General features: G+C 57.7%; 15 protein-coding genes and 1 pseudogene. 7 read left to right on the top strand and 9 right to left on the bottom strand.

All coding sequences use genetic code 11. The annotated features are described in order from the left end of the window. Positions 1-2: 2 nt before the first annotated feature. Genes J7416_RS13995 through J7416_RS13985 form a run of 3 tightly spaced genes read right to left on the bottom strand, consistent with a single transcriptional unit; the run spans position 3 to position 4,067 of the window. Positions 3-1,538 carry a trimethylamine methyltransferase family protein gene (locus J7416_RS13995; RefSeq protein ID WP_209225555.1) on the bottom strand — a complete coding sequence of 512 codons (1,536 nt, stop codon included), beginning with the start codon at positions 1,536-1,538 and terminating at the stop codon, positions 3-5. Further along, complete coding sequence (locus tag J7416_RS13990) at positions 1,535-2,959, bottom strand: MmgE/PrpD family protein (protein WP_209225553.1); 1,425 nt, start codon at positions 2,957-2,959, stop codon at positions 1,535-1,537. Before J7416_RS13990 ends, J7416_RS13995 begins: the two co-directional genes overlap by 4 nt. After that, on the bottom strand, positions 2,952-4,067 hold the full coding sequence (locus J7416_RS13985; RefSeq protein ID WP_209225551.1) for a Zn-dependent alcohol dehydrogenase: 1,116 nt from the start codon (positions 4,065-4,067) through the stop codon (positions 2,952-2,954). Before J7416_RS13985 ends, J7416_RS13990 begins: the two co-directional genes overlap by 8 nt. Before the next feature lie 159 nt (positions 4,068-4,226). Between J7416_RS13985 and J7416_RS13980 the strand changes: the two genes are divergently transcribed. The 4 genes from J7416_RS13980 to J7416_RS13965 all read left to right on the top strand — a co-directional run bounded on the left by J7416_RS13980 (position 4,227) and on the right by J7416_RS13965 (position 8,822). Further along, positions 4,227-5,096 carry a LysR family transcriptional regulator gene (locus J7416_RS13980; protein ID WP_209225549.1) on the top strand — a complete coding sequence of 290 codons (870 nt, stop codon included), beginning with the start codon at positions 4,227-4,229 and terminating at the stop codon, positions 5,094-5,096. A gap of 148 nt (positions 5,097-5,244) precedes the next feature. Then, positions 5,245-6,645 carry a selenium-binding protein SBP56-related protein gene (locus J7416_RS13975; RefSeq protein ID WP_209225548.1) on the top strand — a complete coding sequence of 467 codons (1,401 nt, stop codon included), beginning with the start codon at positions 5,245-5,247 and terminating at the stop codon, positions 6,643-6,645. Between the two features lie 3 nt (positions 6,646-6,648). Further along, positions 6,649-7,308: a hypothetical protein gene (locus tag J7416_RS13970; RefSeq protein ID WP_209225546.1), complete on the top strand. Its 660-nt coding sequence runs from the start codon at positions 6,649-6,651 to the stop codon at positions 7,306-7,308. 329 nt (positions 7,309-7,637) lie between these two features. Then, positions 7,638-8,822: an SRPBCC family protein gene (locus tag J7416_RS13965; protein WP_209225544.1), complete on the top strand. Its 1,185-nt coding sequence runs from the start codon at positions 7,638-7,640 to the stop codon at positions 8,820-8,822. Between the two features lie 58 nt (positions 8,823-8,880). On the opposite strand, the gene J7416_RS13960 is transcribed toward J7416_RS13965, so the two are convergent. Both J7416_RS13960 and J7416_RS13955 read right to left on the bottom strand, forming a co-directional pair. Beyond that, entirely contained in the window at positions 8,881-10,092 is a 1,212-nt protein-coding gene (locus tag J7416_RS13960) for a Xaa-Pro peptidase family protein (RefSeq protein WP_209225542.1), read from the bottom strand. Between the two features lie 11 nt (positions 10,093-10,103). Continuing rightward, the gene (locus J7416_RS13955) at positions 10,104-12,533 is read right to left on the bottom strand and encodes an FAD-dependent oxidoreductase (RefSeq protein ID WP_209225541.1); all 2,430 of its coding nucleotides are present in this window, start codon (positions 12,531-12,533) and stop codon (positions 10,104-10,106) included. A gap of 107 nt (positions 12,534-12,640) precedes the next feature. Between J7416_RS13955 and J7416_RS13950 the strand changes: the two genes are divergently transcribed. Continuing rightward, positions 12,641-13,843, top strand: coding sequence for an aromatic ring-hydroxylating dioxygenase subunit alpha (locus tag J7416_RS13950; protein WP_209225539.1), 1,203 nt, complete (start codon positions 12,641-12,643; stop codon positions 13,841-13,843). A gap of 6 nt (positions 13,844-13,849) precedes the next feature. Here the strand turns inward: J7416_RS13950 and J7416_RS13945 are convergent, their stop codons facing one another. Beyond that, positions 13,850-14,488, bottom strand: a complete 639-nt coding sequence (locus tag J7416_RS13945) for a cupin domain-containing protein (protein ID WP_209225537.1) — start codon at positions 14,486-14,488, stop codon at positions 13,850-13,852. Positions 14,489-14,562: 74 nt separating this feature from the next. Between J7416_RS13945 and J7416_RS13940 the strand changes: the two are divergent. Beyond that, positions 14,563-15,081, top strand: a pseudogene (locus J7416_RS13940) (SLC13 family permease); the annotation flags it as partial. Between the two features lie 22 nt (positions 15,082-15,103). Here the strand turns inward: J7416_RS13940 and J7416_RS13935 are convergent. From J7416_RS13935 to J7416_RS13925, 3 genes are read right to left on the bottom strand one after another with little or no spacing between them, the layout of a single operon-like run. Beyond that, positions 15,104-16,285 carry a carbohydrate porin gene (locus J7416_RS13935; protein ID WP_209225534.1) on the bottom strand — a complete coding sequence of 394 codons (1,182 nt, stop codon included), beginning with the start codon at positions 16,283-16,285 and terminating at the stop codon, positions 15,104-15,106. After that, positions 16,282-17,046 carry a DUF3299 domain-containing protein gene (locus J7416_RS13930; RefSeq protein ID WP_209225532.1) on the bottom strand — a complete coding sequence of 255 codons (765 nt, stop codon included), beginning with the start codon at positions 17,044-17,046 and terminating at the stop codon, positions 16,282-16,284. The genes J7416_RS13935 and J7416_RS13930 overlap by 4 nt, the downstream gene beginning before the upstream one ends. Positions 17,047-17,072: 26 nt before the next feature. Further along, a complete protein-coding gene (locus tag J7416_RS13925) occupies positions 17,073-18,470 on the bottom strand; it encodes an amidohydrolase family protein (RefSeq protein WP_209225530.1) in 1,398 nt (465 codons plus the stop codon). Between the two features lie 142 nt (positions 18,471-18,612). Between J7416_RS13925 and J7416_RS13920 the strand changes: the two genes are divergently transcribed. Beyond that, positions 18,613-19,623 (top strand): AraC family transcriptional regulator, encoded by a 1,011-nt coding sequence (locus J7416_RS13920; protein ID WP_209225529.1) that lies wholly within the window; start codon positions 18,613-18,615, stop codon positions 19,621-19,623. Positions 19,624-19,628 lie beyond the last annotated feature (5 nt).

Genomic DNA, 19,628 nt, shown 5'->3' with positions numbered 1-19,628 from the left:
CCTCAACCCCATCTTGCCGAAATCTCAGGAAACCTCAGAAAGATTGCTGCTGTCGTTTCAGCGCCGAAGACTGGACTGGCATCGCCAGCAAGGATTTCTTCGGTCCGCGTGCGCGCGGCCTCAAGTGTCGATGGTGCGCCGGCATCCGCCCAGGCCTGCGGCGTCGCACGATCCGCAAGTTCGGGGTAGAAGTAATCGCTCTGCATGCGCCCCAAAGTCTGCCCGCTGCCCAGGAAATGGCCAGGGCCGTTTAGGCAAACCTCGCGGATGACGTCAAAGGCGAGCGCGTCTTCGTTTATCTCGAAACCGCGCGCCGCTCGCATGACCGAACCAATCATGTCGTTGTCGAGGACAAAGCTTTCCTTACTGGCTGCCAGAAGCGACCCGTACATACCAGCCGCCTCGTAGATCAGGTTCGCGCCAGCCAATGCGCTGAGAAGTTCGGTGATGCCCTTTTCGTATCCTGCCTGAAAGTCGGGCATTTTACTGTCCGTCATTCCTGCGCTGACGGCGCAAGGAATGCCGTAATATTGCGCCATCTGGGCACAGGCCGCCATCAACACACCTTGCTCGGCGCTGCCCCCGGACATGGCCCCCGTGCGCAGATCGCTGACAAAGGGCAAAGCGCCGAAAAGCGCAGGGTGTCCGGGGTTCAGCAGGTTCACATAGGCCAGCCCGGCCAGCACTTCGGCCGTTTGCTGCGCGACTGCACCCGCAAGCGGGGCAGGGCTGGTTGCCCCGGCCTGACCTGCCGAGACAAGTTTCAGCGGTGTGCCGGTTTCTGCGGCGCATTCGATGATGCCAAGCGCTTCTTCGGCGAATGTCAGGGGCGGCACGACAAAACAGGTCGAAACACAACAGAAGGGCCTTTCACGCCATGCCTGTTCACCGCCGGCGATCATATGAAACATCTCAACCGCCGTTTGCATGGTTGCGACGGAGCTGAAGGACGTACCAATCGGTTTGGCCGTCCCGGCAGCGCAGGCATAGGCCGTGTTCAACTCCATCGCATGCGTATCCTCGATGTCGCGTGCCACGACCGTGCGTTGGAACATGTGGATGTTCGGCAGCGCCTGTGCCAGCCGCGCCATGTCGTGCAGATCGGCCAGAGTGCTGTCCCGTATCTGACCCGTCTTGCTGTCGACGATATGAACCGCCGCGCCCGAGGTGCCCAGATGAATACGCGTCCCGCTTGGATCAAGATCGTATTCCGGACGTTGTCCAAACAGCTTGAAACCACGTCCCGCGGATTCAAGCGTGCGTTCGATAAGCTCTGGCGGAAACATCAATCTGCCAGCCTCGGAAACGGACCCACCCGCAGTTGTGACCGTTTCAATGCAGCGCGGAGTTGCGCTGGCTAGCCCGACCTCGGCCAGAATGCGCAGGGCGGTCTGGTGGATGGCTTCGATCCCGTGGGCCGGGATCGGACGATACCGCCCGCCTTCGATGCCGGGCCAGATGGCTTCGCTGGCACCGGAACCTGCGCCGCCCTGTCGTTCGGCATGCCGCGCCGCGCGGCCAGATCTTGACCTGCTCATGATTGGACTCCTTCGTGGATCAAAAGGGTGGCAATATCCGGGTGTTCGGGCCAATCGCACAACTTGGCCGCCCAATCATCCGAATACGGACCGGCATTGGCACGGAACTTCTCCCAAATCTGAGCGTCGCTCATAGGTGCCTGCGGTGCGCCCAAAGGATAGGCGCAGGCGTCCTCGATAACCCTTCCATCTGTCAGCGAAACAACGATCCGGTCGGGGTCTTTTTCCGAATAGTTCAGGTCAGGACGGATCGGCGCAAAGGCGCGCATTTTGGTTTTCGCGATCAGACGAGCCACCTTGGGGTCGTTCCAAACTCCGGCCTCGAGATCGGACAGCGTCAACCCACCATGCAGCAACCCCATCACCACCACAAAAGGCGCGCTGAACAAGGCCTCGGGGCGGTTCGTCGGTTGGCCAAATGGCAGCACGGCAGCGTGGAAATCCGGAAGATGCAGGTCGATCTGCTTGATCCTGCCCGGCGAAAGCCTCGCTTGCATCCGTACCGCGCAGGTCATGAGGCGATGCGTGTAGCCACAGCTTGGCCAGGGCTTCAGAACCAACCCATGTTCAGTCAAGGCATAGCCAGTGCCGAGTTTATCGAGGGCGGCGTTCATCCGTTCAGTATTCAATCCGCCCATCAACGCAGCGCTGCCCCGTGCGTGGTCCAAAACATGCGGCTGGCCGGTCAAGCCTGCCTGTGCAAGGCACGCTGCTTCAACCCCGGCGCGGGCAGCAAAACCGGCCTGGATTGGTTTGGCGTGAGAGCCAAACTGGCAGGTATACCCGCTGGCGGCGCTGATGGCGAAGGACATGGCATGTGCCGTTTGAGACGCCGACAATCCTATCAAGCGTGCACAGGCGGCGGCGGTGGCAGGTGCACCCAGCGTTGCAGTGGAATGCCATCCAGCATCGTAGTGTTGAAAATTCATCGCCTCGCCTAACCGAGCGATTACTTCGAAGCCCGCAAGGTACGCCCGCGCAAGGTCCGCTCCGTTGGTCTGGGGTCCGGCCATCGCCAGCAAGGCAGGCAATAGAACCACGGTCGGGTGCGCGTTGCCGGGAATTTCCCAATCATCAAAGTCTAGCGCATGTCCCGCGACCGCGTTTAGGAACGCGGCCTGAGGTCGGTTGGTTGTCATGTCCGTGCCGATCACGGTTGCAGGACCTATCGAGGCCATGGCCCTAACACCCTCTCGCGCAAGGCGGGCGACATCTGTTTGCACACCCGCATGGATGCAGCCCAAGGCGTCAATCACGCCACTGCGTAATATGGCGAGTGTGGCGGGATCTGCGTCCAGCAGGTCTTGTGCCACGAAGCGGGCCAACCTGACCAGAGCGGGTTCCGCGCCTGAAGCAGTTTGCGATCCGGGTATGCTCGGGATCTCGCCTGCAAAAAAAGCTCCTTCGTGCTTCTCAGTCATGTGCGGCCTCATCAAACATGATTACGCCACGCCCCGCCTTTCCAGCCAGCATATCAGCGATGGCCTCATTGATCTGATCAAGCCGATAGCGCCGCCCGATCAATCGGTCGATTAGCAGGTCGCCGTTCAAATAGTGCTGCGCATAGGTCGCAAAATCGCGTGTTGTGCAGGCCGACCCAAAGATGGAGCCGGTGACAGTGATCTCGGCCCGGGTAATGTCTGTTGTGGGCAGGTCTATGCTTGCGTCATTGGCATCCAGTCCTACAAAGGTTACCTGCCCACCGGGGCGGCAGTACGCTAAAGCGGCCCGTTGCAGGGCGTGTTTTCCGACCGCCTCGAACACATGATCCGCGCCGTGTACTGTCATTTCTTTGATACAGGCACCGACGTCCTCGTCAGCAAGGACGAAGTCCGTGGCCCCGAGTTCACGCGCTTTGGCCTCGGCATCGGGGGAGGCGTCAATTGCAATGATCCTGCCCGCACCAGCCAGCTTTGCGCCCATGATGATCGACAGGCCAACACCGCCTGCGCCAATAACGGCAACCGTTGATCGTGGCTTGACCCGAGCGCGGTTCAGCACGGCCCCAACGCCCGTGGTAACTGCACAACCCAGCAGGGCGGCAACCTCGAACGGGACGGACTTGTCGATGCGGACGCAGCTTTCCTGGGGCACCACCACGTGGTCCGCCCAGCAGGCCAGCATCGACAGATGACGCACCGGACCATCTGAATTGGACAACCGGCATGTCCCGTCCATCATCGTGCCGTCCCAAAGCGGCGTTTCGTAGGCCTTGCACAGGTGGGTTTGCTCGTGCCTGCAAAAGAAGCAATCGCCGCAATAGGGGATCCAGCTCAACACCACATGGTCACCGACAGCAAGGTCAGTCACCTCTTCGCCCAGACGAACCACCTGACCGGCGCCTTCATGACCCAAGACGACCGGCAGCTCATGTTGGGCCTGACCTGAGATCACGTGATAGTCGGAATGGCAAACCCCAGCCGCCCCCATGCGAACCAGCACTTCGCCCTTGCGCGGTGGTGCCAAGTCCAACGTTTCCACGACAAGAGGTTCGGCCTTGCTGTACATCACGGCCGCCCGGGACTTCATGGCGAGGACCATTCGGATGACATGTGCGGCGCGCGCGTTTTTTGAGAGTTCATTGTTCACTCCAATAGGAATGATGGGACTTTTGAAGAAGACTATTTTGCCTTATTCATCAAAAGAACCTCGGAAAATCTTATAATTGCCATTCCCTGGGGGAATAAAATGGCGGCACTAAACTGGAAACTTCTTACGGCTTTTGAGTCAGTCGCGCGGCATCGAAACTTCACGCGTGCAGCGCGCGAGATGAATGTTCAGCAGCCAGCGATCAGTCGCCGCGTGGCCGAGTTGGAAGCCGAGCTGGGCGTCAAACTTTTAAAACGAACTCGACCCTTTGCAACTCTCACGCGAGAGGGAGAGGTCCTTTACCGCGCTCTCGCGGGCGGCATCATGCAGGTCAGCGGCGCTCTGGAACAAGTGCGCCAAAGACCGGACCAATCATGTGTGTCCGTCAACACAACCATTGGCTTTGCCAGTTGTTACCTGATGAAACGATTGCCCGAGTTTCGTGCCATGCACCCGAATATCTCGATCGAGTTGATCTCAAGGGATCAGAATGACGCCTATGACACAGATACTGATGTCGTGATTGCCTTCAATCATCCGGACCGCTTACCGGGCACGCGCAAGGTCCTGATCTTTCACGAGTCCATGGTCGCCGTCGCAAAGCCCGCCCTTGCGGCCTCAATCGGTGATGACCTTGAGGCGCTGGCTCAGCAAAACCTGCTGTGCCTGACGATGGGTATACACGGCAACGACTGGGCAACCTTTTTCGATGGTACTGGCATCTCGGTACAGCCGCCGACGACCGATCAGAAATTCACCAGCTTCATGGTCTATCTGCAGGCGGCATTGAACGGCGATGGCGTCATCCTGGGGTGGGAGACGCTGTTGCAGGATCATTTCGACCTTGGACAGCTGGCCCCGATCACAGACCGACGTATTGAAACACTGCGCGGGTATTTCGGATGCCTTATGCCGCGCGCCTCGGACAAACCTTCTGCTGTCACGTTCCTCGATTGGGTGTCTGCCTAAGCAAAAGCACGCCGTTTGAAAGGGCCGAAACGACGCTCGGAGTCCGTGGTGTTTCTGCGAATCTTGAATATGTGGCATTCTGTGATCTGGGCGATTCCAGACAAGACTTGGTTTAGGTCTGGTGCCCGCGGCCTGGGAGGAGCCAGATATGAACCTGAGACCTGACCCGACTTTTCACGCAACACCGAAACTTGCTATGGAGGCACCCGCGGAAACGCTTGCTTTCACATTGATGCTCAGCCCCGACGGCTCGCAGCCGGATGGCCTGGCCGTTGTGGATGTTGATCCGAAATCGAAGACCTACGGCCAGATCGTCCATCAGCTTATCATGCCCAATAAGGGTGATGAGTTTCACCACTTTGGCTGGAACGCGTGTTCTTCTGCGCTTTCGCCCCTGACCGGGCACGCCTTTCTGGAACGCAGGTATCTGATCGTGCCGGGCATCCGGTCCTCTCGCATCTACGTGATCGACGTAAAGGAACCGCTGAAGGCGAAGATTCACAAGATCATCGAACCCGAAGAGGTATTCGCCAAAACGGGCTATTCCCGCCCGCACACAATCCACTGCGGTCCCGAGGGGATTTATGTCTCGACGCTCGGCGGTGGCGGTGCCGATGGCACGGATGGCCCTCCGGGTATTTTCATCATGGATTGCGAAACGTTTGATATCCTCGGCCGTTACGAGATGGATCGCGGTGAACAGGACAAACACTATGATTTCTGGTGGAACCTTCCACGCGACTACATGGTGAGCTCGGAATGGGGGCTGCCGCCCCAGTTTGAAAACGGGATCGTGGCCGAGGATTTGCTGTCCAACAAATACGGTCACAAGATTCATTTCTGGAACCTGCGCGAACGCCGAAACGTACAAACCATAGACCTGGGTGAGAACCACCAGATGGCTTTGGAAATCCGGCCCGCTCATGACCCGGCAAAGGATTATGGATTCTGCGGTGTCGTCGTGGACACCACGAACCTTCAGGGTGCGATATTCACCTGGTGGCAGAAGGATGACGGAACCTTTGAGGCGAAAAAGACGATCACAATTGATCCGCGGCCTGAGAAAGCCGAGAACCTTCCGCCCTTGTTGCAGGGCTTTGAGGCCGTACCCCCGTTGGTCACCGACATCGATCTGAGTCTGGACGACAAGTATCTCTACGTCGCCTGCTGGGGTCAGGGTGAAATGCATCAGTATGATGTGTCTGACCCGATGAACCCCAAGCTGACCGGCAAGGTCGAGCTTGGCGGGATTGCGCGCGCAGCGAAGCACCCGAACGGCAAGGGTTTTGCCTATGGCCCTCAGATGGTTGAGATCAGCCGGGATGGCAAGCGGGTCTACTGGACCAACTCGCTGTATTCGACATGGGACGATCAGTTCTACCCGGACGATGAGGGCGGGCAAATGGTCATGGCCAATGTCGGAGAAAACGGAGGCCTGGAACTGGACAAGGATTTCTATGTCGAGTTCCCCAAAGGCTATCGCAGCCACCAGATCCGACTGGAGGGCGGAGACTGCTCAACCGACAGCTTCTGCTACCCGTCTGTCTGACGCGTGGACGGATTAGACACGGCAACAGCCCTGTGGTGGGCTGTTGTCGCCTCGGGCATTTATCACGGGGTCAATCCGGGCATGGGTTGGCCCCTGGCCGTGTCTGCGGCGCTGATGGACAAGAGCCGCAACAGTCTGTTCAAGGCTTTGATCGCGCTGGCGGTCGGGCATCTTGTTGCGATGGCCGCCATTTTGTTTCCCTTTACCGCGCTACTATTTCTGGCCGAATGGCAGCGTGATATTCAGATCTTTGCGGCCTGCCTCGTAATCGGACTGGGCGTCTATCTGTTGTTCAACCGGCGTCACCCCCGGATTCTTGCGCGGGTCCCTCCGTCGCGGCTTGCGCTCTGGTCGTTTCTGGCGGCGATGGCACATGGTGCGGGGCTGATGTTGGTCCCAATCTATCTGGGTATCTGTCGCACGATAGCCACTGATGCAGGCCATGCGGCCGCGGCTGATCTGATGACTGGCAACGCCAAAATCGCAGTTGGTGTCGCCTTGGCCCACACCCTCGCCATGACAGTCTCAGGCGGCTTGCTTGCGTTCGGAGTGTATCATTGGCTGGGCCTGCGGTTTCTCTCAAAAGGGTGGTTTAACCTGGACGTAGTGTGGGCGCTGAGCCTGATCCTTGTGGGATCAATTTCGTTGTTGTTTGTTCACTAGCGCAGGGACGAGCGCGCCATTCCAATAGCCAGATACGTTGCCGTCGCAGTCGAATGACAGTTTTCGCGCTGCCTCAGAAATGTCGTGACGAAGGGTCAGAAGCCGAGCACTGGGGGCAGGGAGTTCCAAGCGGTGGCTTATCCATTTTGTGTATGAAGGACAGCACTTGATCCTGCGCCGTGCGGGATCCGAAGGTCTCCAACAACGCCTCGCAATCCCCTTTTTTCGCGCGACAGACACCTTTTTTCGTGTTTTTACGCCACGCCTAGTGACTTTAATTGTCGAAAAAGACAATATGAAATCTGAACGTACTTCGAGGACAACCAGACATGCTTGATCAAGACAAAATGCCAGAAGAGGCATTCCAGATACTCAAACCCGAAGCGTACACATCGGAAGAGTGGTTCGCGCGCGAAAACCGCAATCTGTTCTCCAAAACGTGGGGCTTTGCGGGGATTGAATCTGATCTCGCGAAACCCGGCGACTACTTCACCGCCAAGGTCGGCAATTATACCTTGCTGGCCATTCGCGGTAATGACGGTGAGCTGCGCGCCTTTCACAACGTTTGCCGCCACCGGGGCACCGAATTGGTAGATCGCGGCTGCGGCAACACGGGCAAGACCATTGTTTGTCCTTACCACCGCTGGACCTTTGGCCTTGACGGCGCTTTGCGCGGCGTTCCGGACCAGAAAAGCTGCTTCCCTGATCTGGACAAAAAAGCCAATGGCCTGCACCGCGCCTCAGTCGGAGTGTTCAAAGGGTTGGTTTTCGTCAATCCAGAGCCCGACCAGGACATCTCTGATTGGTTGGGTGGTGTGCAGGATGTTGTCTGGCCACACGACATCACCAGCAATGAATTGGTGGATTTCGGCGAGACCGTCACCTACGAGATGCAGTGCAACTGGAAGGTTTTCTTCGAGAACGCCATCGACGGATACCACCTGGCCTATCTGCATGAGAACACGCTTGGTGGTCCGACCCAGGACAAGAATATCTGGGATGCATATGGCGACAATCAGGTCTGGTATTCCACGGAAAACGGAATGGCCCGGTCGAGGACGCCGAACTTTGTCACCCGCAATATGGACAAGTGGCGGTCCAAAAAGATCCCCCATGCCGAAAAGGAAGGCTATGGCGGCGTTTACATGCTGTTTCCGACAACACTGATCGTGGCCAATCCATGGTCATTCTCGGTGTCCATAATGGAGCCTGTCAGTGCTGAGGTCACATTGTTGCACGCGCGTGTCTGGGCGGCCAAATCGTGGATGTCGATGCGTGGCTCGGTCAAGGATATGCCGGGGTATGACAAGCAAAGCGGGATGATCAAATCCTCTCACTGGACCAAACATCCGCTGGAAACCAACGATTTCCAAACCGAAGACGTCTACGTCGCGGAAAAGATGCAGCGTTCACTGCATTCGCCGATGTACGGTGTGGCCGATCTGGCCAATGGCGCAGGAGCAGAATCTCCGCTGACTTACTTCCAAAGCTGCGTAACCCGATACATGAAGTGACGGAGCAACACCTGTTCTTGCAAGGCACGAGGAGCGGCGGGAATCCCGATACCCGCCGTTAACGTAGCAGGTTTTCGTCATAGGGATAGGTGTCGAGCTGTTCGAGCCCATCGGCCGTTACCAGAAACTGATGTTCGATCTTTACGCCGCTTCCGCCGCGATCAGACCCGACATAACCCTCGACACAGATCATCATGTTTTCCTCAATGATCCCGTCATAGCCAATGTCATCCCAATCCTGGGGATAAGGGACATAGGGGTATTCATCACACATCCCCACGCCATGCATGATGCAGGGGTATCTGTGGGCAACGAACTCTTCGGGGTGGCGGAAGCTCTTGTCCACCAACTCTTTGAACGTCACGCCAGGGCGGACATTGGCCTTGTTGTGTTCGATCTCGTCTAGCGCGCGTTTGAACAGATCGCGGAATTCATCCGGGGCTTTGCCGTCGCCGCAATACCAGGTGCGCGAGATATCGGACATATAACCGAACGGGCCGACCATGTCGGTGTCGAACCCAAGCAGTTCGCCTTGCTGAACGCGCCGCTCTCCGGCCTCTTGCAGCCACGGATTGGTGCGCGGGCCTGAGGCCAGCATGCGCGCCTCAGACCACAAGCCGCCATGGGCGATATTGACCTGGCTCAGAATGCTCCACAGTTCGTTCTCCGAAATGCCGGGTTGAAACGCCTCATGCATCCGGGAAATGCCCAACTGGGCAACGTCGATGGCATAGCGACACAGCTCGACCTCTTCGGCCGATTTGATCGAGCGCGCCTTTTCCAGAAAGCCGGGGGCGTCGACCACTTCGAAACCCGCCTGCATGAGCCCCTGCACGGCTGAGGCATCCAACCGGTCCAGCGCAACACGGCAGCGCCCTTTGCCCTGCAACCGACCTTTGACGAAATCCACGAACTTGCGCGTATTCTCCGTTTGGTCAAAACCCGCAAGGAACGGCGCCAGACCGAACATCGGGATGTATTCGGTCACATGGTCGAGATCCTTTATGAACGCCCCGCTGAACACCACAGGACCATCGGCAAAGACCATCAGCATCATCAGCGGGATACGCGCCTGAAACTGCATGTATTCGTGGTAATTCACGGCATAACGCATGGTCAGCGGATTGGTGATGACCGCCAGTTCCACGTCCCGTTCCGCCATCGCCTCGCGGATGCGGCCCATGCGGTAATCGTTGAGCTTTGGCCAGTCGATCTGCGGTGGGGGTAAAACGGCCTTGGCAAAATCGGCACTAGAGTTGTGATCGGTCATGTCGCCGCCTTTCAGATTGCTGCCACATCGCGCAGACGCAGGTTTTGTGGGTCCAACACCGCATCGGCCAGCACAGTTGCCTTGTACATCTGGCCAAATACAATCACCTTCAATTCGGTGCCAGGCATGGCCGCATGGGGATTGACGAAGGCAAACCCCAGATTGCGCCGGGTCACCGGGCCAAAACCGCCAGAGGAAATCGAGCCCACCTTCGCGCCATTCAGATAGACCGCTTCACCGCCCAGAACATCGGTGCCCTCTATCTCGATATCGAGATAGGCAATGACCGAAGAGCTGCCCGTTTCGGCCAGCTTCGCCAGCGCCTGTTTGCCTACGAAATCCTTGTCGAACTTCACGAACCGCATTTGGTCGGTATGGACGGGGCTGGCGTCATTGGTCAGTTCGTGACCCCCGCGATAAGCCTTTTCCATCCGCATCATCTCAAGTGCTTTTGAGCCGAAGGGCACCATGCCATGCGGTTGGCCCGCGTCCCAAAGTGCATCCCAGAGCTTGCCAAGCTGATCCATCGGCGCGTGCAACTCCCACGCCAATTCGCCCGAGAAAGACAGACGCAGCGCGATCAAATCCACGCCCGCGACCGTCATCTCGCGCGCCTTGAGCCAGCCGAAATCGGCATTGTTCAACGAAGCACCGCTCAGTGGGGCAAGCACCTCACGCGCATTCGGACCGGCCACGGTCAGAATGCCCCAATCGTCAGACAGATTCTTGACCGTCACATCCTCGGTCCCGCGCTGATGCACGGTGATCCAGTCCCAGACCCGCCGCTCGGACGGGCCACCCGTGACGAACCAGAACCGATCCTCACCCAACCGAGCGATCGTCGCCTCGCCTTCAATCGTGCCCTGTTCGTTCAAGAGCAGCGTCAGACAAGTGCCGCCAAACTTTTTCGGCATTCGGTTGGCGCAGAGACGGTTCAGAAAGGCTTCGGCTTCCGGCCCGGTGACCTCAAACTTGGAGAAGGCCGAAAAGTCGCCGATGCCGACGCGCTCGTGCACGGCACGGGCCTCGGCGACCGCCGCCTCCCAGGAAGGACCGCGCTTCCACGATTGCGGTTCCTTACCCGCCCATTCGGGTTTGCCATAGACGCGGGGTCGCTCCCAGCCGCCGGCTTCTTCGAACACCGCATGCAGGGCCTTGGTGCGGCCATGAACCCCGGAATTGCGGATCTCGCGGCAGGTTTCGTACTGCAGTTGTGGGTAGGGCAGGGACAGGCGTGTCATGTAGTTTTCGCGACAGCGCTGATAGGCATACTCATCGTCCACGCGACCATGGAAACGGCGCGGATCAAAGCCACGCATCGAGATATCGGCGGTGCCATGCACCATCCACTGCGCCAACGCCCGGCCCAGGCCCGGACCCCAGGCAATGCCCACCGTCGCTCCGCAAGCCAGCCAGTGATTGCGCAGCCCCGGCGCGGGCCCGACCAGCGGGTGCCCGTCCGGGGTATAGGTGATCGCACCATTGACGATCCGCTTGATGCCGCGCTCCATTAGTGCCGGATAGCGTTCAAAGCACTTCTCCAGCCAAGGCGTGATCCGGTCGTAATCCGGCTCGAACAGCTCATTCTCGCTGTCCCATGGGCAGCCGTCGCGCCATTTGGCCAGTGCATCATGGGTGTCATACAGCCCGATCAATGCGCCACCCTGTTCGCGGCGCAGATAGCCGGTGAAATAGTCGTCGCGGGTGACAGGTATTTCATGGCCCATCGCTTCGAACTCGGGCACGGTATCCGTGACCACGTAGTGGTGCTGCATCGGAACAATCGGCAGGTCCAGCCCGCTAAAGGCACCGATCTGGCGCGCGTGGTAGCCGCCCGCGTTGACCACATGCTCGCACAGAATATCGCCCTGTTCGGTCACCACTTTCCACTCGCCCGAAGGCAACTGCTGCACATCCGTCACCCGGTTGTGACGTATGACTTTGGCTCCGCGCATCCGAGCGCCCTTGGCCATGGCCTGGCACGTGCCGGACGGGTCCACATGGCCATCATCGGACGTGTAAATCCCCCCGATGATATGGGACGTGTCATAGATCGGGTTCAGCGCGGCGATCTCTTCCGGGCTAACCCAGTGACAGTCTTGCCCCCGCGCTAGAACCGCATCACGCGTGTGCATCAGCCAGGCGCGGTGATCCTCAGTTGCTGCCACCCGCAAGGATCCGCAATTGTGCCAGCTGACACCCTGTTCGGTCTCTTCCTCGATGGTCTTGTACAGATCGACCGCATAGTCGTGACAAACCCCTAACGCGTGACCCGGTGTCATCCGGCTGACCAGCCCGGCGGCATGCCAGGTCGCCCCAGAGGTCAGTTCGGCCTTTTCGATCAGAACAACGTCGGTCCATCCCTCTTTGGCCAAATGATACAGCACGCTGGCCCCCATGTTGCCGCCGCCAATTACGACCACTCGAGCCGAATCCATCATTTTCAACTCCCCGCATCCTGCGAAAACCATTCCTCAAGGAAAAATTTTTGTCCATAATTTTTCCAAAAGGGTATTTTCGGATGGGCGACTTGATTCGGAGACGGAAAATGAACGGAGCAGTCCCCAAGGAGACCAACCTTGACCGAATGCGTCGTATCCTCGGGGAAGAAGGATACGCACAGCTGTTTCGATCCATTGATCAGGCCGCGGGCCTGCCCAACCAAGCCTACTGGTCCGAAGAATGGTTCCAGATGGAGCAGGAACTGATCTTTCGGCGATCCTGGGTGTTTGCGGGCGCGCGGGCCGAGATTGCCGAACCGGGCGCCATGAAACCGATCGAAATCGCCGGTACGCCGATTGTTCTGGTCCACGGGCGCGACGGTGTCATTCGGGGGTTTCAGAACGTTTGCCGCCACAGGGGCATGCAGTTGGTTACCGAACCCTGCAAAAAGGCGACGCTCACATGCCCCTATCACCGTTGGGCCTATGGGCTGGATGGAAAACTGCGCGCCCGCCCGCATTTTGACGGCCCGAATGAAGCCGGGATTTTCAAGGATGGCGGCGGAGACAAACTGAACCTGATCCCGGTTCGGATTGAGGAGTTCTTTGGTTGCCTGTTCGTCAATATCTCGGGCACGGCTGAGCCACTGGACGTTTGGATGAAGCCCGTTCTGGACCAACTCAGGGGGTATGACCTGTCCGCTATCCGTTGGGCGGGGAAACGGGATTTCGAAGTCGAGGCCAACTGGAAGCTGGTCTACGAAAACTACATGGAGGGCTACCACGTCTTCGCCCTTCACCCCCGTTTGCTCGAGTTTGCGCCGATGGATGTGCGTTGGTCCGGAGAATGGCGGCGCAGTACGTTCGTGAACGGCTATCGCTTTCCGAAACTCGAAGAAGGGCGCGGCATGGGGCTGCCGCACTATCCCGCGCTCTCGGAAGAGGACAGCATGAAAGGGCAATGGTTCCTGACCATGCCGCATTTCGCAGTCGAGATTTACCCGGACCAGTTCACGGTGCTTGTCGCCTATCCCGAAGCGCCCGACCATTGCCGGGAAGAACTGCATGTGTTCGTTATCGGTGACGAAGCAGCGACGGGTGAGAGGTACGAAAAAGAGCGTACCGATCTCATCAATATGTGGGACGACCTGAACAAAGAGGATATTTCTGTTCTGAAAGGGCTGCAGCAGGGGCGCAGATGTTCCGGCTATGATGGCGGCCGTCTCTCACCGCATTGGGAGGGACCAACGCTCAGCTATTCGCAAAAGATCATTGAGTTGATGGCGGACGGCGACGATTTACCGGCGTAACCCAGTTCAACGGGCCTTCATGATGACCGGCGTGTTGGTGTGGATGATCTGCAATTCGGCCGTTCCTTTGTTGCAATACCGATGCGGCTTGTGTCCGGGAAAACCGAAACTATCGCCTTCCTCCAACACGAATGTATGGCCATCCACCTCAAGGGTCAGCTGACCGGCAAGCACATAGCCGACTTCCTCGCCCTCATGGGACAAGGGGTTGTCACCGGAATGGCCTCCGGGGGAAAACTGCATCAGGGACATGGCCAGTTGACCGTCGACTGACGGAGACAGCAGATAGTCGACCTCGCCAAGATAATCAGTGCCCGACAACCGCGAATAGTCGATGCGGCGTCTGAACCCTTTTCGCACAATATACTGGTTTTCGATCGGATCATCGTTTGGCGAGGGCGGGAACAACCAGCCGATTTCGATGCCCAAGGCGGCACTGATGCGTTGCAGGGCTTCCAGCGAGGGTTGTTTCTGACCCCGTTCGACAAGGCTGAGGAATCCTACCGAAAGCGAGGCTGCCTCGGCACAGTCGTTCAGCGTCATTCCCATGGCGCGCCGCATTGCTCGGATTTCGTGACCGATGCCTGCGTTGCGCCCAGCGAATTTCCCCCGCGCGGTCGCCTCCGACTTTGATTTTTCCGCCATTTGTTACTCCTCGACAACGCCTTGTATATTCTGGGCGCGGTTCGGCAGCAACAATCGGGCAACGGAAAAAGCGGCTGGTAATTTGTTGTGTGCGCCTGTCGGTCTGCTTGCTGGTCGGAGCAACCGGGATGATTGTCAGCCGCGTGCTGACGATCGACGACGCCTATGATGCTGTCAGCTGGTCCACGGTGTTCCTGCTCGCCAGTCTTATCCCCCTTGGGGTGGCGGTACAGTCAAGCGGGACGGCTGAATGGATCGCGCAGCAAGTTTTGAAACTGTTGGGCGACGCACCGATCTGGGTGTCTCAGGCCGCCATCGCCGGTCTGGCCACGGTGTTTACACTGCTGATGTCCAATGTGGGTTCCACTGTGCTGTTGGTGCCGCTGGCGGTCAACATTGCGTTTGGGCTTGGGGCCGATCCCGCCCTGTTTGCCATTACAGTCTCATTGGCGACGTCGAACTCATTCCTGATCCCGACGCATCAGGTTAACGCGCTGATCATGGGACCGGGCGGGTACTCGGTTGCGGATTTCACCAAGGTCGGTGGGGTCATGACCCTGCTGTTCCTGATTGTCCTCGTCGTTGCCGTATAATCAAGGCGCGAGGAAAACGGCCTCAGAACACGATGCGGGTTCGAAGGCCGAAGAGTGCGATACTGTCCTGATCTGGGTTTTGCAGCGGGTTCGAGATGAACTGCACAGACGGCGTGATCTGCAGACCCGGCGAGATCGAGAAACGATAGAAAGCCTCAACGGTGAACTGATCACCGCTGATCCCGCGCGCTTCGGCCCAGTTCAGGCCCACCCCCGCAAGGTCAGTGTTTCGACCATAATAGCCTATGCCGGTTGAAACCGATCTCTGGTAGAGTGCTGCAGTCCCCTTGGACACCCCAGCGCGGAAAAACGGCATCCACTTATTGTCAATAAACCAGGCGGCTGAGAACGCCCCGCCATAGTCTTCAGCGCGCGAGCCATCTTCGGCGGCATCGGCATGCCAGAGCGTCAGATGGATGTTGTCAAAATAGATGCGATCAAACCCGGACGTGTACCCAAGCTCGAGCGATTTAAAGAGGTTGCCGTCACTGAAAACGTCAAAGTTGGGATCTGACGGATCAGCGTTTGCGTCGGCCAAACTGGCCACAAGGTACAGGTTGCTGTTGAGCTTAAGGCCCCCGGCGATACCCAAACCCTGATTTGGCGTGTTGATCGTTGGGTTGGTGTTAAAGGCAAGGTTTTGAAACCCGCTGTAAGGGCTGACAAGACCATAGATATCAACGAAATCCGTCACGTCGATCTGCCCGATCTGAAGGGTCCAGGCCCCGTTGCTGGCCCTCTGCGTCCAAAACAGGTTGCTGAGAAGCAAGCCGGAGTCATTAAACGCCGTCCCTGTGATCGACAACGCACCCCCATTCAGTCCAAGGAACTGAGGGGCCACATCCGTATAACTGTGCCTGTGCTCGATCTTGAACGTCACAGAGCCGTGGTCGGTCGCCTGCCAGTTTCCGTAAAACCTTGCGATACCGCCAGCTGCTTCGCCTGTTCCAAGATCGGCATCCGACGTTTGGCCCAGTGCCAGATAGTCAAAGTTGAAACGGAACCCGTTTTCAGCCAGCCGGTCTTTCCAGTTGAACCAACCCGGTGCGATGTTGCGTGGAAAATCCGAACGATATTGCGGATCGGTCAAGCCATCTCCGGGCTCAAGCTCTGCCCCGACAGAGGAAGGCCCGGACAGACCTTGGGCCGAGGCCGCTTGGATGGACGCCAAGGTCAAAAGCGCAGCAATCAGGGGCCTTATCATTGGGATGTTTGTGCTCCACCTGTTTTACGGTGTCGTGCGGCGCGAAAGCGGTCGGCCGCGCTGTCGCTCCATTCCAGCTGGTCGCCCTGCATTTCCAGCGTTTCAACGCTGTCCGTGTCCAGCTGAAAGGTCGCGTGCATGGGCATATATCCATCCACGACCATCATGCTTTGTTCGGACGGTGCGATGGTCAGGACGCCTGTAAGGCGTACGGGTTCGTGGAAATAGCTGGGTGTCCAATCGTCGTTCAATCGTACACGGATCATCTGGTTGGGCGGGGGCGGGGGCAAATGGCTGCACATGCCGCGCTCTGGTACCAGATAAGCCACCGGTCGCCCGTCCGGGTCGGCGGGGGCCGGAATGGCAAACCCCGCCATAGTGACTGTTTGACCGTCGATTTGCGGGTTTCCATAGGTGCCCGCTTTCCTGCGCCGTTCGGTCACGACCTCTCGCTGATCCAGCAGCCAGTCGACATCAATTCCGCCTTCCGCCAAGGCGTCCTCGGTCTCGGTCAGAAGCTCTTGCCATTTCTGCCTGTCCTCGACGCTGCCAGCATCCTGCTGCAGCCGGCCGCGCAAGCGAACGACGTAAAGGAGATCATCGAACTGTTCCGGACCAAGATCGCGATAGGGGTCTTCAAAGACCTGAACGGACGGATCCGGCAGGTCTGTCCAGTCAAGCACCGTTCCCGGTGTCGCAAAGGCGGGTTGCGCGTACCAGACCATTGCCGCGAACACTGCGAAACGAAACCAATTGCCCATAGCCACTCTCCGGCTGTCTTTCCCGATTATTCCAGCGTGTTTTTGTATATCACACCATCTTTCATAATCAGTCGAATGGTTTCGGGGCTCTCTGGTCTCGGGTCAGCTCCGAACCACTGGTCGCCCGTGCCGACGACCGAGAAATCCTCAAGCGGGTTGCCATCGATTAGCAGAATATCCGCATAGGCCCCTTCTTCGATAACGCCAAGCTTGCCCTCGGGATAAGGGTTCATGAACGGTCCAGTCAAAGAGGCGATTTCGCCCCCGGTTGATGTCATTGCAACCAATGAGGCATGGGAGCCAAAGAACTCGTTATTGAGGTGTTTCTCATAGGCAATTTGAACATTGCAGGCAGCAACAGAACCCACGCAATCCGTGTGGAACCCCCTTTTGGCAGGGCATTCATTCATATTTTTGATGTAATCGCCAAAAGCCTTTGTTGCGGATTGTGCCTTTCTTAGGCTGGCTGGGACATCGCGGATGGCAGGGATGTCAAAGAGATTTGGATCAAACGCGGTCAGGTTGGTTGTAATGTAAGCCCCTTTCTCCGACATCAACGCGGAAATTTCACAATCAAACATGAAACCATGTTCAATCGACCGGACCCCGGCATTCAACGCAGCCATGATCGTTTCCTTCCGGTAGGAATGGGCCATGACGTAACTTTCATACTCGTTGGCGACTTGAACTGCAGCTTCCAGTTCGGCCGAAGATCCCGCAAGCAATTGCCACGGATCAAAGGCCGAAACCACGCCACCTGACTGCATGTACTTCAGTTGTGTCGCTCCCATCCGAAAGTTGTTACGGGCAAACTTGTACATCTCGGAAACGCTGTCGACTTCTTGCGCCATGTTCAGGCGGCTGAAATTCGATGACTGCCCCACTGGCGCGGTGAAGTTTGCAAAGTCAGCATGGCCACCCCGCGTGCTGAGGAAGGCCGCCGCGGGATAGAAGCGCGGCCCAACAATAGTTCCCGCGTCGATCGCGCGGCGAAGGCCTCCATTGGCACCACCTGCATCCCTGACGGTTGTAAAACCTTGCATTAGGTACATCTCGGCCATTTGTGTGCCATGAATAGCGAGATCTTCCCAAGTGCTGTTGGCCTCCATTGCGGGCAAGGTTGGCCCCGGCAACATCAGATGTGCATGGTTCTCAATAAAACCCGGGGACAAAGTGCGCCCACCTCCGTCAATCACGGTCGCATTGGGGGCCTCGATCGTATCCGCCGAGACAGACTTGATCAGGTTGCCCTCGACCAGAACGCTAGCGTTTTCGATACGTTGTTCATTCACGCCATCGAAGACATGTACGTTGGTGAATAGCGTTTGAGGGGCCGTCTCGTCCTGAGCCGAGGCGGGCAGGGTAAACGATAAAGTCGCTGCAATGAACGACACCGAAAACAGTGAGCTGCGCAATGCGGGCATGATACACCTTATTACATTCATATTTATCTAATATTAGCTTGTAAAAGTCTGGTCCGGTTGCCACTTTTTCACTACGTTGTCCGATTATGGGGTCAAAAATGGCAACTGGCCCGACGCTTTGTTCAAGCTGAAGGTGGCTGACATGCCGTTCAACTCCTCCCCTCAAGACCACAGCGAAGGCTTTGTCCGACTGGCATTGGCGGGGCCTTTCCTGCAATATCTCACAGAGCGCAGGATAGATCCGCAGCCCGCGCTGGATCAGGTTGGGCTGAAAGCCGAGCTATTGTCGGACCCGTCGGTCTATGTGCATTCGGAACTAGTCTACGGCCTTTTGAATGCCTTTTCAGATTTAGCAGGAGACCGATACCTGGGTCTTCATGTCGGGGAAACATTCGATTTGCAGAGCTGGCCTCCATTTGCGCAGTCTCAGCAAACGTCAAATACGCTTTTTGAATTTTTCACCCGTTTCGTTCGGCTTGTCCCGCAGGAATCCAGCTCGGTTCGTCACAGACTGATCGTGGATGCAGACAAAGCGACCTATCGGATTGAGCGGCAACAGGAACCTGCCGTGCCGCCCATACAAGTCACAGGTTTCGGAGCGGCTATCTACATCCGTCTTCTGCAAACCGTGGTTGGTAAGTCGTGGGATGCATCGGTCGTGCGGTGGGAAAGCAGGTACATCAATGGTTTGCCGATCGACTACAAGGGCGTCGAGGTCGGCTTGGGCACCAGCCCGGGGATGCAAATCACTTTTCCCGTCAGCTGGTTGTTCATCAATCTGACGCCAGAGACCGCTTCCAAACCAGATGTCAGCGCGCCTCCGGACGAGCAGGTCACGGTCGTTGCCGCGATGAGGTCCGTTTTGCGCGACAAATTGGATGAGCCGGATTTGGGACCGCAGGTTGTGGCGGACCTGTTGGGTATTCAGGCGGACCGGCTTGTTAAGGCACTCAGGCAACAGGGCACAACGATGCCGCGCGAGGTCAAACGCCTGAAAATCGACGTCGCCAAGGAATACCTCAGAAACGGAAACAAGACCGTTGGGGATATTGGGCTGCTACTGGGCTACTCGGACAAGTCCCATTTCACGCGCTTTTTTCAGCGTCAGACGGGTATGACGCCAACGGCTTTTCGGGCAAACTCTCAGTCGTAGGTCCG

Source organism: Ruegeria sp. R14_0, from assembly GCF_017743975.1.
In the GTDB taxonomy this organism is placed as follows: domain Bacteria; phylum Pseudomonadota; class Alphaproteobacteria; order Rhodobacterales; family Rhodobacteraceae; genus Ruegeria.
Note: the sequence above shows the minus strand (reverse complement) of the source record. Positions and strands in the feature narration are given on the sequence as shown.